Raw genomic sequence first — 14,913 nt, forward strand, 5'->3', positions numbered from 1 at the left:
TATATTTTTTAACAGAGTGCTTTCTTCTTTTAACTCCTTGCTTTAAAATCGTTCTATTCATCATTGAGATGATAACAATGATTTGCTCATTGAGAAGGAAACTTATTTATTATATCGAAACTCAAAAATGAGGATGGTGTATGTGGCGGATACTCAAAAGATCTTATCTTGCGATAATCTTAATCAGTGTAAGTCCTATTCTTTCGGCAAGAGCTATTATTGACGCCGATGTCCTCCAAACTTTGAAACATTCCAGAAGTTCTTCACATGCTCCTTTGTCACTTCTGATTTTTTTACATGATTTCTCTGAAAAAGAATCTTTTATTGAAGAAATAAAAAAAATTCCTAATGTAAATATAAAAGATTTAGGCTTTATGCCTGCAGTAGGAATACAAATTCCTAGAGATCGTAACTTAGTCTATCGTATTGCGGGTTTAAATGCAGCAGCACAAATTTCTTCTCATCCGGCAGCTATGCCAGAGTTAGATGTTACAGCACAAGTTTTAAAACTAACGCCATCATCCTTTTACCCTAATGTAAGTAATTGGTGGGCTCATGGTTATACGGGTCAAAAAGGTATTATAGGTATTATCGATACCGGGGTAGATCCTTTACATCCTGCTTTAGCCAGTAAACGATTAGTAGTGCGTCAAGATGTAGGCTCTGGATATTCTAATTTGATTAATGGTGTAAAAGAACCTCATGCAACCGGCGTAGCCTGTATTTATGCCAGTACTCATGAGAAATATAAGGGAATTGCTTATGGGGCCTCAGCCATCGTTTCTGGATTAGCAGGAGAGGAAACCGCTGATCCTGCAAGTATTATGCGTACGATGGAAACTTTGGATTGGATGTTGAATCGTTCTGAGTTGAAACCCACCATTATTAATTACAGCATGGGGAATGGTCGACTTGATTTAAATTGCCCTGCTTGTCCTGAGTGGAGTGGGCTTGCAAAAGTCATAGATTATGTAGTAAATACTCAGAAAATTCTTTGGGTAAAATCGGCAGGAAATGCCGGATACATAGAACCCGCGCATCAATTTACCTTTGCTTCCACATTAACAGTCCCAGGCGATAATTATAATGCGCTTACCATTGCCAATATGAATACTCTTGTTGCCGAAAATGAAACGATGGTGAAAACCGTAGATAGAACCAAACATCATATAAAGAATACCAGCAGTCGAGGTCCTACACCCTTTGGTAGACGTAAACCTGATTTAACTGCTCCGGGCCATGATACGATGACCTGCGCTCCCGATCCTAAAATATATGGTTTCGTCTATTCCAATGCGATGAACTATAAAGATGGGTATCGTCTTATGGGAGGAACAAGCTCAGCAGCTCCTCATGTAGGTGCGGCAGCTTTGTTATTACAAGATGCAGGGATTCAAAATCCCATGGCCATCAAAGCCTTACTCATTAATAGTGCAGATACGTGGACTGATGCGGGTACCATGGATACAGGACATACTAAAATCATGGGTTCAGCCTGGAATCGAACTTATGGATGGGGTTATCTCAACATGGAAAAAGCATTTCAACAAAGAAATGACATTGTGGAACGTGAGTTAACCGTAGAGCAGCCCACATGGGAGTATCAAACTACTTTAAAAAGAGGGCAAAAAGTTACCCTAGTTCATGAACGACGCGTTGGGTATACTCCCGAAGGAAAAGAATGGAAACTAAGCCACCTTGAGTTAGTGCTTATTGATTTGGAGCATCAAAAAGTAATAGATAGCGATAACAGTCCTATCGATACAGTACACCAGGTTTCAAACTGTAAAAGAGAGCCGAATGAGACAAAATGTTCTGATGACAGTAAAACAAGGAAGGTTTTAATACGAGTTACGCTATTAGATAAAGTTATCGATGGTAGCACAAGCGAACCCTTTGCTATTGTGGTTCCTCCCAACAATGAAGAGCATTAAAGGTAGAACCCGCAATTGTTTTCTTGGGGTTTAATTAAACTGATATCCAAATCTAATTGATTAATTCAAAGGACTATTAAATGCAAAAGTTGCCTCAATTAAATTAATGAACATATACTATCTATTTTAAAAATAAAAAGATTTTTATGTCAAAATTCTTAGCCAATCAATTTTTAGTTCGTGTGATTAACCATTTAAAGCAACAATCTGATCCATCCATTATCAAAAAAATACTACATGATTTTAGATTAAATTCACTTGAACTTCGCGACCAGGGGTTAAAGAGTTTTTTGGATAAACTCACCGAAAAATCCATTGATTTAGAGCAACTTATTGATTCTGTGAAGGAGGGATTGCTAAACAATCCGCCCATATGCGAATTACTTGCTTTTATAGAGCGAGAAAAATTAATTAGCGATCATGAGTTAAAAATAATGACAGAGCAGCTGCAAGTTCAACTGAATTTATTATGTTTATTTGAAGCATTTGCAGTGACTATGGTAAACAGCTTCACTTTTAATGAAGATATATATAATTTTACAAAAAAACAAAGGAATACTTTTTATCCTGGAAATCCTATCAACAATTTCTTCTTTTGTTCAAATAAGAGTAATAGTTCTCTTTTTAAAAGCCTAAAATTAGTTTCTGTTGATCCTGTTATTACAGAAGGTGCATTTATTCGTGCATTAGGAGATGAGGAGCTTAGCCAGGAAGGACTTGTTAAAAAATCAGAAGAGTTTATTAGGCAACATGGATTAGCATTGTGGAATGCGAAGATTTGTCCTCCTCCATTAGGCCAAATGCAGGATGATTCAGTTAAAAATGTGAGCTTAAATATATTAGAAGCAACTTGGGAAGAACAATACACCAAGGATGGAAAACCGGCTGACAATGCGTTTGCAGGAGCTACGCTTATTCGCATGTTAGAATACCTTCGACCCTCTCACTGTTATTTCTTTAGAAATTTAGTTTTGCCTGAGAAAAGTTCAATTACAGAGGAGGGAAAATATAGTCTATTACCGGACTTAATCGTAAATCAATTACAGAAACGAGTCAGTCAATTTTATCTATCGAAAGAATGGATGTATTTGTACAACAGTTGGAATTTACTTTTTGTAATCCGGAATTTAGAAGATAGTAAATTCCTTGCACTTAAACTTCTCATTCCTTCGGTATTGAATGCTATGCCAATGCAATATATGGAAACCCGAGTTTTTGTTCTTTATCTAATGGGCAATTTATATCATTTCAATAAATTAAGTATTTTCCCAAATGAGGCTCGACTCGCTCATGCCAATGTCATATTGAAGAAATGGGGAGAGATCAATAAAAAATATGCTGATCTTCTACTCAAAAACTGTTGCCCTGCATTAGCTGAAACTCCGGAAGGGGTTTATCATGATATTTTTGGGGAACATGCTAATTTTTCGTTAGCGTATCATATCGCCAATTTCATCCGAGATTTTGAAAATTTTCGAATTACCCCTGAAGAAACGCACACTTATGGAGTCCTTGCACCTGGAGCTAGCAATTACGAAATCTCATAAGTAGGGTTGTTGGTTTTTATTGTTCTTCGTGATACAACTCCATGTTCCTATTAGGATAGCAGATTTAACAAAAGGACTAGATTTCATAATGAGAACAGCAGCTTTAAGTCTTATACTTGGATTGAGTATAATGATTTCACCCCTATTTGCGAACGATAAAATAGAAATTTATGATTCCTCATCTAATGAATGTATTGAAAATATAGAACTACGTGTTAGCGATGGAGGTTTATTCCTGGATCAGTGCAGTCTCCGCGATCGTGATATTCCACACATTTTATCCTATCTCAATGAGCACCCAGAAATCACTCGTTTAAGTCTATCGGACAATCAGATTGGTTACCAAGGAGCAGAATTACTTTCTACTAGTACTCATATTCGATATCTTTTTCTCACCGGCAACCGTATTGGTTCGCTAGGAGCTGAAGCATTGGCAAAGAATGTTTCTTTAATATACCTTCTTTTAGGGAACAATCATATTGGTCCCTATGGAGCGCAAGCTTTGGCAAATAATACTTCATTGATCTTTCTTTCTCTGGATGGTAATCCTATAGGTTCTTCGGGAGCTAAATCATTAGCAAAAAATAAATCATTAATCCATCTTTCTCTCAAAAGAAGTCAAATAGGGGCAGAAGGTGCGAAAGCATTGTTTGCGAATCAAACATTAAAAAGTTTATATATAAGCCATAACCGCTTAGGGAATGAAGGTATCGAGTTTCTTGATAAAAATTTCTCCCTGAACTTTATTGATTTAGAAAACAATAATATTGATAAAGACGGCGTCGAGATTATAGCAAGAAAACCTAATTTACTTTATCTCACTCTGGATAATAATCCGTTACAAAATGAAGGAGCGGATTTTTTAGCTCATGCCAGTTCACTTGAGTGGCTTTCTATTGCGGGTTGTAGCATAGGCAATGCAGGAGCTCAAGCTTTATCAAATTTGAGTCACCTTACTTTGCTTAATATTGATAATAATTTAATTGGAGATGAGGGTATTGCAGCTCTCGCAACAATGAGTTCTCTAAATAATTTATATGCTGATAATAATCTTATTGGAGATGAGGGGGCAAAAAGCTTATCTAAAGCGATACCACTTCAAAATCTGAGTTTGAGTCATAATTACATTGGAGATGAGGGGGCTTTAGCCTTATCAGAAACGACAACGCTTTACACTTTAGATGTAGGATTTAATCAAATTACTGCCATCGGAATAAACGCACTAAAAAACAATGAGGTATTGACTTATCTGAATACTCAAGGCAACCCTGGAGATGAACGAAATACGCTCTAAACTTGGGCCTGGGTGAAATGAAGTGGGAGCCTGGGTTACGTCTTTTCGACAAAACCCAGGGTACTAAGATGAATCTACCTATTTGAAGCCAGTTGAACGATTGTCTCAATTGCATTATCCAAGCTTAGTAGTTGTGTTTCTCCATTAGCTCGGTTTTTATATTCCACACAGTTTTGTTCCATATTCCGTTCACTTACGATGATACGATGTGGAATACCAATCAAATCGTGATCCGCAAACAATACACCAGCTCTTTCATTGCGATCGTCAATTAATACATCAACGTCTAACTCTTTTAAACGTTCATATAACGCGTCTGCTTGTTCTTGGACTAACGGGGAGCGATTTCCGTTCAAAGGAATAATGACTACTTGGAAAGGTGCAATATTCTGAGGCCACAGAATGCCTTTTTCATCATGATGTTGTTCGATTGCGGCTGCAACTACACGAGTGATACCTAAACCATAACAGCCCATCAACATAGTTTCTAATTGACCTTGCTCATTAATGACTGCAGCGTTCATTGCTTTGGCATATTTGTCGCCCAGCTGAAAGACATGGCCAACTTCGATACCACGGCAAGAGCGCAGTATCCCTTTCCCATCTGGACTGGGATCGCCTTCTTTTACATTACGTAAGTCATAAACATGATATTCGGGCACATCTCTATCCCATGCAGCATGTTGGTAGTGCTTGTCTGTTTGATTGGCACCACAAATAAATGAATCCATAGCCAGTGCATGGTAATCCACGATAACAGGAATCGGTAAATTTACCGGACCCAGTGAACCAATGGGTGTCTTCAGGTTCGTTAAAATAGATTCCTCATCTATAAATTGCAAGGGAGAGTGCACCAAAGGATTTTTTATGGCTTTGACTTCATTGAGTTCGTCATCACCTCTTAAAACTAAAGCAACCATAGGATGCTCTTTTCCTTTTACAATCAGGGTCTTAATGGTTTTACTATTCGCTACACCCAGGAAGTTTGAAACTTCTGCTATAGTTTTTTGTTTTGGGGTATCGACCAGAATCATTTTTTGAGTGGTAGGAGTTGCTCTTTGAGGTTTGAGACTGGTTGCTTGTTCAATATTTGCGGCATAATCTCCGTGATCACTATAGAAAATTAAATCTTCACCCGAGTCAGCTAATACTTGAAATTCATGAGATGCAGAACCTCCGATTGCACCTGTATCTGCTTCAACGGCACGGTATTTAAGACCCATGCGATCAAAGATACGACAATAAGCCTGATACATATCTTGATAGGTCATTTGAAGACTTTCTAAATTTAAATGGAACGAATAGGCATCTTTCATAATAAATTCTCGTGCACGCATCACCCCAAAACGTGGTCTGATTTCGTCGCGGAATTTGGTCTGGATCTGATAAAAACTTGCGGGTAATTGCTTATAGGATTGCAATTCATTACGCATAATATCCGTGATTACTTCTTCGTGGGTTGGGCCATAGCAATATTCTCGACCATTAGAGTCTTTCATGGTAAGAAGCTGGCCACCAAAGGTGTCCCAACGTCCTGTTTCTTGCCATAGCTCTGCAGGTTGCACTGCGGGCATGAGCAATTCCATGGAGTTGATGCGGTTCATTTCCTCTCGTACTATTTGTTCTATTTTACGTAATACTTTTAAACCCAAAGGCATCCAGGTATAAAGGCCTGAACCCAGCTTACGAATCATTCCAGTTCTCAGCATTAATTGATGAGAAACAATCTCAGCATCGTTGGGAGTTTCTTTGAGAGTAGCTAAAAACCATTGAGACGCACGCATTTCTGCTCCTGAAAAATAGTATTGTTCTTGAATTACAATGCATTATACAGAAGGTTTCTGTTCAAAAACAGATGAATTGATGTGAGATAATGGCCCGACGAAGTTGAACCCAGGGTTAAATAAAGAGCTCCCAGGTCCTACTTCGCTGGATTTACTTAGAGGCTATTCCTTAATCTTAGCTTCTTCTAATAATGTATTTAATTTAGTTGCAAAGTGGGCGTAATTTTTTTCACCAAGTTGACTTAGTTCATACTCATAATTTTTATAGTGGACTTTACCTGTTTGAACATTATAAATCGCACCCACTATAGCTATATCATTTTGTTCAATCATGTCGTGCAAAATAGAGCTGCGATCATAAATTTCTTGCATGGTATGGGCTACGTTTAACTCAGTAACATTATCTACAAACGTTTTATTTTTACTGTGACGATTCGTATCAGTTTCGTTTTCAGCCTGGATAGCGGGTTTTATTTTGTTCAGTAATTCAGTGATATGGCCTTTTTCAACCCCATCACAAGCAGATTGAATTGCACCACAACGAGTATGGCCCAGAACGATAATCAGTTTAACACCCACAACATGACAGGCATATTCAATACTGGCCAAAACGTCATTATTGACGACATTGCCAGCAACTCTCACACAAAAAATATCACCAAAGCTCATATCAAAAATGGTTTCTACAGGAACCCGGGAATCAATACAACCAAGAACAATGGCAATGGGATGTTGCCCTTTAGCAGTGAGTTTAATGTCCAAATGGTTTGAACGGTGGATCCGGCTATCATTAAGGAAGCGTTGGTTTCCTTCATATAAGATATTTAATACCTGCGCAGGAGATAGGTGCGATTGTACGTCATAGGTGGTTACATTGATAAACTCAATATAATTATGAATCTTATAATGTTCTTTAAAGCCAATAAGATTCAATGAAATTTTCTTATTGGGAGCTTGCTCTTCTTTAAACTCTTTTAAAAGCTCAGTAATTTCCTTATCAATATACTGAGTATAACGAGCATCAATAATTAATTGAGACTCTCTCGGTATGGAATCAAGTTCCGCAACCAAAGCTGCCTTATTAAGGAAAGTCATTTGTTGCGGAAGCATTAAACGATTAATTTCTCCGGTGGGATGAATTTCTTTAAGAATATTAATTCGTGCTTGGCTGTTTGATTTTAATATATAAAATAAACTTACTGCTAATCCGATTAAAATACCCGTCAAAAGGTTAAACACAATGATACTGATGACGGTAGCGAGAAATGGAATAAATCGATCACTTCCCTGAGCATAAATGGAGCGATAAATTGAAGGCTTATTTAGCTTATACCCGGTGTAAATTAAAATGGCAGCTAAAGAAGATAAGGGAATCTTATTTAGAGTACCAGGGATTAACATCACTGCAAAGAAAATAAAAATACCATGTAAAATAGCTGAAATTTTGCTTTTCGAGCCCGCTTGAATATTAATAGAGGTCCGTACGATTACCGAGGTAACGGGAATTCCACCAATTAAGCCTGCGGTCATGTTTCCAACCCCTTGAGCAACTAATTCTCGGTTTGAAGAGGGATGACGACGTTTTTTATCCAGTTTCTCTCCGGCCTTAAGATTCAATAAGGTTTCAAGAGAAGCAACAATGCCAATAATAAAAGCATAAAGATAGACTTTGGGATTAGTTAAAGCTGCCCAATTGGGGTATTCCAATTTATTAACTAGCTCACCAAAACTTCCTGTATGCGGAATGTTAACTAATTGTGGAGAATCTTGAACCATACTTGAGTTGGTCCATTGAAAAAATTCATTAAGTAGTACTCCCAAAATAACGACGAGTATCGGCGCAGGTATTTCTTTTAGTATTTTATTTTTAGTTAGATCAAAATAAATTAAAGTACTGAGCGAAAGAACTGTAATCAACATCGCCCCTGTATTGATATGTTGATACAACCCAAGAATAGGACTCAACTTGATCTCTTCTGCTGTTTCTAACAAATGCATTTTGAGTTCATTGAAATCTGCAGAAAGAGTAAATGCTAGCGGTAGCTGTTTGATTATTAATAAAATACCAATAGCACATAATAAGCCTTGCACCACATTTGAGGGGACATAGTCTGCAACAAATCCAGCGCGTAAGCTTCCTATAACCACTTGAAGTATACCTGCGAGAAAAAGGGCAATTAAAAATGTATTGAAATCCCCAAGTTGGGTAAGAGCAGCAACTACCACCGCGGCCATACCGGCTGCTGGCCCGCTGACACTTACGTGCGAGCCACTTATACAACCTACGACCACTCCGCCTATAACTCCACTTAAAATTCCTGAGAAAAGAGGTGCGCCTGAAGCTAAGGCAATACCCAGACATAAAGGTATGGCAACTAGAAATACGACTATGGCTGCTACAAAATCAAATTTAAAATAACGCTTTGCATAAATTCGAAATATACGGGAGTCAACCGTTGAATTTGTAAACATGGGGTAAAATCCTCTATTAACGAAATAAAGTAAAAGGGTTACGTAGAATTTTCTGATTTTAGACTAAAGTGCCATCTAATAAAACATCATTGTAACAAAAATGTTATTAAAATGTTACGGTTTTGTTAAGATTTTGTGTTTGATACCAGCTTATTGATCTAGATTTGAGCATTATGTTTGTTTAATTGGGTTTGGATAAGATCAATAAATAGAAAGTTATGAGGGGGGTGCGCGTGAAACTAGAAAGATGTTTTGCAGGTAATCCTGGGCTCTTCACCCAGGGTAGGTAATTTAGACTTCAACTGGATCGAATTCTTCAGTACCAAAGACTTCGTCGGTATTAATTGTTTGGTTGGTAATTAATTCATTCTCAAGATTTCTAAAATTCCACATGTTTTGATCCATAAGCTGGCTGGGTTTAATACTTTGCAGCGCATGCAGGATATTACTAGGAACTTTGGGATTTTCTTCTGCAAGCTGATTAATTAAATGGGTTACTTTTTTCCGCATTAAATTTTCTTGAGAACCACAAAGTGTACATGGGATGATGGGGTAAGATTGTTCCTGGGCGAAGGTGATGATATCTTTCTCTTGCACATAACATAATGGCCGAATGACGATATGTTTTTTATTATCGCTAAGCAATTTAGGAGGCATTGAGCGGATATCCCCATTATAGAATATGGACATTATTAACGTACGAACTAAATCATCACGATGGTGACCAAGGGCAATTTTATTGAAGCCATGTTCCTCGGCATAACGATAGATAATCCCACGACGTAATCGTGAACATAAGGAACAATAGGTTTTACCTTCAGGAATTTTTTCTTTTACGATACTGTAAGTATCTCGAGTTAGGATTTCATACGGAATGAATCGATCAGCAAGCCATTGTCTCACGGCAGTATCATTCCAACCTGGTTGGGCCTGATCCAGAGTAAAAGAGAAAAGTTCAAATTTATTACCAGAACGTCGGCGTAATTGATCTAAAATCGTTAAGAGCGTAAAAGAATCTTTGCCACCAGATAAACAGACCATGACGCGATCACCACGCTGGATCATATTAAAATCTGCAATTGCTTTACCAGTATAATGGAGTAATTTTTTTTCAACTTGAGAGGGATTGGACATTATTAAAAACCTGAATAAAAGTGTTATTTAGTGATTGTGGTCTTGCTTACAGTAGAAATTGATCCATTAATACGAGTTGTTTCTAACCATGAATTTATCAACTCAAGATCATTTACATTCAATGTTCCGGCAAGATATTTTAGAGTTAAAACAGCATTAATTAAACTGTATTGATCATTAGCAAGTTGGTTCTGCGCTTCAAAGAGGCGCTGTTGGGCATTTACCACATCTACCATGGTGCGAGTCCCTACTTCAAATTGTGCCTCTGTACTTTCTAATGAATTTTGTTGGGAAATAACAGTCTGCCTGTCCGCTTTTACTTTGCTAATTCCATCAGTAATGGTATTAAAGGCAATCCGGCTGTTTACCACCACATCTCGATAAGTTTGTTCGACTCGTTCACTTGTGGCTCGAAAATTATGTTTTGCTTGCCGTGTTTGCGAGAGTACTAGTCCTCCTTGGAATGCAGGAAAGTTTAATGCCAAACCCACGCTGGATTGCTTTTGATTTGCTGGTAAAAACGGGCTGGAAGTGTTTACTTCATTTGTTGTTTCTGTGGAGTTGCCTTGGATCGCCACGGTAGGCCAGTTTCCTGCAGAGAGTGCCTTCATATTTTGACGGGCTACTTCAAGATTGCATTTAGCAGACAGTAATTTATAGTTTTGCCTAAGCCCTGTATCTATCCATTCATCTACATCGTTGGGTTCTGGCTTAATAAGAGGAATTTTTCCATCGCGTAGAGGCGCTATGAGTTCGTAAACATGATTAGTTAATTTCCTCAAATTTTCGTTTTGATTGATTTGATTGTTACGGGAAGCAATCACTGTAGCAATTGACTGATCATAAGCCGCCTTTGCTTCATATACAGAGGTAATTGGATCAAGTCCTACTTCAAAACGTTGTTTGGCTTGTTCATATTGGCGCATGTTTGCACGCTTTTTTGCCTCGGCAAAATTTAAGGTATCTTGGGCAAACAGTATATCAAAATAGGCTTTTGCTGTTCTAAGAATCAAATCCTGAGCTGCATCGTTAAAAGTGGCCTGTGCTGCTTTAACAGAGGCTCTTGCTTGTTTTACTTTTGCCCAAGCTTGGTAATTGAAAATAGCCTGAGATGCGGAAAATTGCCAGGTTCTAGATTTGTAATAGTCGTCTTGGACACTAAAGAAGCCATCATTAACATGAAGGAAATTTCGAGTTGTTCGTGCTGTAAGACCGGCCTGGGGAAGCAATGCCGCCCATGCTTGAGGCACAGCTTCCCTATTAGCCATGTAGGTTTCATAGGCATTTTTAAATATAGGATCATTTTCAAGAGCTTGATGATAGATATCCATTAAGTCCGTTGAAGCAAATGTTGGCGACAACAGACCAAAAGCCATAAGATAGCAAATCAACAATTTTTTCATTTAAACCAAATCCTAAAATACAAATTGCTTATGCATAGATTTATCGATCAACAAAGGAATGTTTGTTTCAAAAATCAGTGTTTCATGCCAATGTTCACTATGATCCAATTCGTACAATCGGCCTTGCATTGCAGGAGATGTTCCTTCAATAACAAATAATTTTCCGCCCGGAAGTATCTGTAATTTTTGAGTCTCATTTATTTGTTCTTTGGCTCCCGTGAACACAACCACATCATAAGGAGCATTTTCTAACCACCCTTGGCTGGCATCACCCGTAATTAATTCGACATTATTACAGTGGTGTTTTTTTAATACACGTGCTGCATGGCTCGTGAAATCGGCAAAATAATCTACGCTAATTACCTTTTTGCATAGCTTACTGAGTAAAGCAGTAAAAAATCCACTGCCGGTTCCTACCTCCAAAACTGTTTCATGGCCTTGCAAATCCAGGGCTTGGAGGATTTTTCCTTCTTCCAAAGGCGTAAGCATGCATTGATTATGATTCAGAGGTATTTGCATATCTGAATAAGCAAAATCGATAAATTGCTCGGGAACGAATTCGTGTCTGAGTACTATATCATATAGATTAAGTATGAATTCGTTTAAAACATCGCCAGTTCGAAGTTGTTGTTTGACCATGTTAATGCGTGCGCTTTGATAACTCATTTGTTCTACCGGGTTGATTGTTTTAGGTTAAGATTGACTATCATTTGCCAAGATTGCTCTTTCGCGATTTATTCGCGGTGATCTATTTTTAGTGATTTTAGAATTCCGCAAAATATGCTGTGAAACGAGATGGCAGCAGTGAATTGTCAATACACGTTCAAAACTGTTACACATCTTAGCAAAAAAATAGCGCATGCGCTAAGAAATAATGTCTGAATCCCAAATTTCGTGGTGACTCTGTTTAAAGTTTGTTATGATCTGCAATTTTTAATGGTTTTCTTAACCGATTTATATTTACCGATACATCAGTCACGAGATGAATGACTGGGGAAAAAAACAATCTAACGTAGGGGAGAATGCAGTGCTTGAGCAATTTACTGATTATTTGCAAACTGAAATAGCGACACTTAAAAGCGAAGGCTTATATAAAGGGGAGCGTGTTATTTCCAGCCAGCAACAAGCTGCTGTCACCGTAAATCATAAAGAAGTAATCAATCTTTGCGCTAATAATTATTTAGGTTTAGCCAATGATCATCAACTTATTGCTGAAGGACAAAAAGCACTGGCTCAGTATGGGTATGGTATGGCTTCTGTGCGTTTTATTTGTGGCACCCAAACTCCTCACAAACAGCTCGAACAGAAAATTAGTCAATTTTTAAGCAAGGAAGATACCATATTATATTCTTCATGTTTTGATGCGAATACTGGGCTTTTTGAAACCTTATTAGGTGAAGAAGATGCGATTATTAGTGATGCTTTAAACCACGCCAGTATTATTGATGGGGTCCGTTTGTGTAAAGCTGCGCGGTATCGATATGCAAATAACGACATGAAGGCATTAGAGGAACAATTAATTGCTGCTCAAGGTGCACGATTTCGTTTGATTGCTACCGATGGGGTTTTCTCTATGGATGGAATTTTAGCAAATCTTCCAGCCATTTGTGAATTAGCTGACAAGTATAATGCCATGGTTATGGTTGATGACTCACATGCAGTAGGCTTTATGGGTGAAACAGGTCGAGGAACTCCAGAGCATTTTGGCGTGAGTGATCGTATTGATATTATAACGGGTACTTTGGGTAAAGCCTTAGGTGGTGCTTCTGGCGGCTATACTTCAGCAAACAAGACGATAGTTGAGTGGTTGCGCCAACGTTCTAGACCTTACTTATTCTCAAATACTTTGGCTCCTGTTATTGCGCATACCTCTTGTGTCGTTTTAGATAATTTAATGGCCAATAATCACTGGGCTGAGAAATTAAAACAAAACAGCCGTTATTTTCGTGAAGGAATGACCCAATTAGGATTTAAGTTAATCCCGGGAGAGCATCCAATTATCCCTGTTATGTTAGGTGACGCAAGCTTGGCAGGACGCATGGCAAATCGTCTGTTGGATTTAGGTATCTATGTGGTGGGTTTTTCTTATCCTGTAGTACCTAAAGGGTTGGCTCGAATTCGTACTCAAATGTCTGCAGCACATGAGTTGCATCATTTGGATAAGGCAATCGAAGCTTTTGAAACCGTAGGTAAGGAATTTTCTGTTATTTAGTAAAGTGCTCTTCTTAAACTTAAAGAAGAGCTTTTTTTGAGGTACTTTTATGAAATCATTAGTCAAGGCGAAAAAGGAACCTGGAATTTGGATGGAAGATGTTGCTATGCCTGAATACGGCGTCAACGATGTATTAATAAAGATTAAAAAAACTGCGATTTGTGGTACTGATATCCATATTTATTCCTGGGATGAATGGGCGCAAGCGACCATCCCCGTACCGATGACTGTAGGCCATGAGTTTGCTGGTGAAATTGTTGCAGTAGGGCAGGAAGTACAAGGACTACATGTTGGACAACGAGTTTCTGGAGAAGGTCACATAACCTGTGGTTTTTGCCGAAATTGTCGTGCAGGTAAGCGTCATCTGTGCCGTAACACTTTAGGTGTAGGTGTCAATCGGCCTGGATGTTTTGCGGAATATCTCTCTATCCCGGCCACTAATGTGATTGTTCTTCCAGATAATATTACCGACGAACAGGCTTCGATTCTTGATCCTTTTGGTAATGCAACTCACTGTGCTTTGGCTTTCGATGTAGTTGGAGAAGATGTATTGATTACCGGTGCTGGGCCCATTGGAGTTATGGCTGCAGCTATAGTAAGACATATAGGGGCTCGCCATGTAGTTATTACGGATGTGAATGATTACCGTTTGGATTTAGCCCGCAAAATGGGTGTAACTCGTGCAGTAAATGTTAAATATGAAAAACTGTCAGATGTCACTGCAGAGCTGGGAATGCTAGAGGGTTTTGATGTAGGCTTGGAAATGTCAGGTAATCCCATGGCGCTTAATGATATGATGAAAGCGATGAACCATGGTGGGCATGTCGCCATGTTAGGTATTCCTCCCCAAGAAACAGCTATTGATTGGAATCAAGTTATTTTTAAAGGATTAGTAATTAAGGGTATTTACGGACGTGAAATGTTTGAAACTTGGTATAAAATGATTGCTATGTTACAAAGTGGATTGGATATTTCACCTGTTATAACGCATCGTTACCCAGTGAATGATTTCCAACATGCATTTCAAATTATGGCATCAGGCCAATCTGGCAAAGTAATACTTGATTGGTAGAAGACGATGAATTTTTTAATTGCCTCCCCCAGGCTATAAAGACAGTTTAAAGAAGACGGAG

Annotated in this window: 10 protein-coding genes; 5 read left to right on the forward strand and 5 right to left on the reverse strand. The window is 38.3% G+C overall.

Annotated features, from left to right (window positions below; translation table 11 throughout):
• Positions 1 to 140: 140 nt before the first annotated feature.
• The 3 genes from HBNCFIEN_RS04590 to HBNCFIEN_RS04600 all read left to right on the forward strand — a co-directional run bounded on the left by HBNCFIEN_RS04590 (position 141) and on the right by HBNCFIEN_RS04600 (position 4,775).
• Positions 141 to 1,934 carry a S8 family serine peptidase gene (locus HBNCFIEN_RS04590; protein WP_182392902.1) on the forward strand — a complete coding sequence of 598 codons (1,794 nt, stop codon included), beginning with the start codon at positions 141 to 143 and terminating at the stop codon, positions 1,932 to 1,934.
• Between the two features lie 146 nt (positions 1,935 to 2,080).
• On the forward strand, positions 2,081 to 3,481 hold the full coding sequence (locus HBNCFIEN_RS04595; RefSeq protein ID WP_182392903.1) for a hypothetical protein: 1,401 nt from the start codon (positions 2,081 to 2,083) through the stop codon (positions 3,479 to 3,481).
• A 130-nt stretch (positions 3,482 to 3,611) separates the two neighbouring features.
• Entirely contained in the window at positions 3,612 to 4,775 is a 1,164-nt protein-coding gene (locus tag HBNCFIEN_RS04600) for a hypothetical protein (protein WP_255464348.1), read from the forward strand.
• Between the two features lie 74 nt (positions 4,776 to 4,849).
• Here the strand turns inward: HBNCFIEN_RS04600 and HBNCFIEN_RS04605 are convergent, their stop codons facing one another.
• From HBNCFIEN_RS04605 to HBNCFIEN_RS04625, 5 genes are all read right to left on the reverse strand, one after another.
• A complete protein-coding gene (locus HBNCFIEN_RS04605) occupies positions 4,850 to 6,559 on the reverse strand; it encodes a proline--tRNA ligase (protein ID WP_182392905.1) in 1,710 nt (569 codons plus the stop codon).
• A 162-nt stretch (positions 6,560 to 6,721) separates the two neighbouring features.
• Complete coding sequence (locus HBNCFIEN_RS04610) at positions 6,722 to 9,031, reverse strand: bifunctional SulP family inorganic anion transporter/carbonic anhydrase (protein ID WP_182392906.1); 2,310 nt, start codon at positions 9,029 to 9,031, stop codon at positions 6,722 to 6,724.
• 291 nt (positions 9,032 to 9,322) lie between these two features.
• Positions 9,323 to 10,165 carry a tRNA 2-thiocytidine(32) synthetase TtcA gene (gene ttcA / locus HBNCFIEN_RS04615; protein ID WP_255464349.1) on the reverse strand — a complete coding sequence of 281 codons (843 nt, stop codon included), beginning with the start codon at positions 10,163 to 10,165 and terminating at the stop codon, positions 9,323 to 9,325.
• Positions 10,166 to 10,188: 23 nt separating this feature from the next.
• The gene (locus HBNCFIEN_RS04620) at positions 10,189 to 11,568 is read right to left on the reverse strand and encodes a TolC family outer membrane protein (RefSeq protein ID WP_182392907.1); all 1,380 of its coding nucleotides are present in this window, start codon (positions 11,566 to 11,568) and stop codon (positions 10,189 to 10,191) included.
• Between the two features lie 12 nt (positions 11,569 to 11,580).
• Positions 11,581 to 12,234 carry a protein-L-isoaspartate O-methyltransferase gene (locus HBNCFIEN_RS04625; RefSeq protein WP_182392908.1) on the reverse strand — a complete coding sequence of 218 codons (654 nt, stop codon included), beginning with the start codon at positions 12,232 to 12,234 and terminating at the stop codon, positions 11,581 to 11,583.
• Between the two features lie 361 nt (positions 12,235 to 12,595).
• On the opposite strand from HBNCFIEN_RS04625, the gene HBNCFIEN_RS04630 reads away from it, so the two are divergent.
• Positions 12,596 to 13,780, forward strand: coding sequence for a glycine C-acetyltransferase (locus HBNCFIEN_RS04630; RefSeq protein ID WP_182392909.1), 1,185 nt, complete (start codon positions 12,596 to 12,598; stop codon positions 13,778 to 13,780).
• Between the two features lie 49 nt (positions 13,781 to 13,829).
• Positions 13,830 to 14,852 carry an L-threonine 3-dehydrogenase gene (tdh, locus tag HBNCFIEN_RS04635; RefSeq protein WP_182392910.1) on the forward strand — a complete coding sequence of 341 codons (1,023 nt, stop codon included), beginning with the start codon at positions 13,830 to 13,832 and terminating at the stop codon, positions 14,850 to 14,852.
• The last annotated feature ends 61 nt before the right edge of the window (positions 14,853 to 14,913 follow it).

Source organism: Legionella sp. PC997, from assembly GCF_014109825.1.
In the GTDB taxonomy this organism is placed as follows: Bacteria; Pseudomonadota; Gammaproteobacteria; order Legionellales; family Legionellaceae; genus Legionella.

Coding starts and splice junctions, on each gene's coding strand:
- ttcA (WP_255464349.1), bottom strand. CDS start 10,165: ATGTCCAATCCCTCTCAAGTTGAAAAAAAATTACTCCATTATACTGGT.
- HBNCFIEN_RS04595 (WP_182392903.1), top strand. CDS start 2,081: ATGTCAAAATTCTTAGCCAATCAATTTTTAGTTCGTGTGATTAACCAT.
- HBNCFIEN_RS04610 (WP_182392906.1), bottom strand. CDS start 9,031: ATGTTTACAAATTCAACGGTTGACTCCCGTATATTTCGAATTTATGCA.
- HBNCFIEN_RS04625 (WP_182392908.1), bottom strand. CDS start 12,234: ATGAGTTATCAAAGCGCACGCATTAACATGGTCAAACAACAACTTCGA.
- HBNCFIEN_RS04620 (WP_182392907.1), bottom strand. CDS start 11,568: ATGAAAAAATTGTTGATTTGCTATCTTATGGCTTTTGGTCTGTTGTCG.
- HBNCFIEN_RS04605 (WP_182392905.1), bottom strand. CDS start 6,559: ATGCGTGCGTCTCAATGGTTTTTAGCTACTCTCAAAGAAACTCCCAAC.
- HBNCFIEN_RS04590 (WP_182392902.1), top strand. CDS start 141: ATGTGGCGGATACTCAAAAGATCTTATCTTGCGATAATCTTAATCAGT.
- HBNCFIEN_RS04600 (WP_255464348.1), top strand. CDS start 3,612: ATGATTTCACCCCTATTTGCGAACGATAAAATAGAAATTTATGATTCC.
- tdh (WP_182392910.1), top strand. CDS start 13,830: ATGAAATCATTAGTCAAGGCGAAAAAGGAACCTGGAATTTGGATGGAA.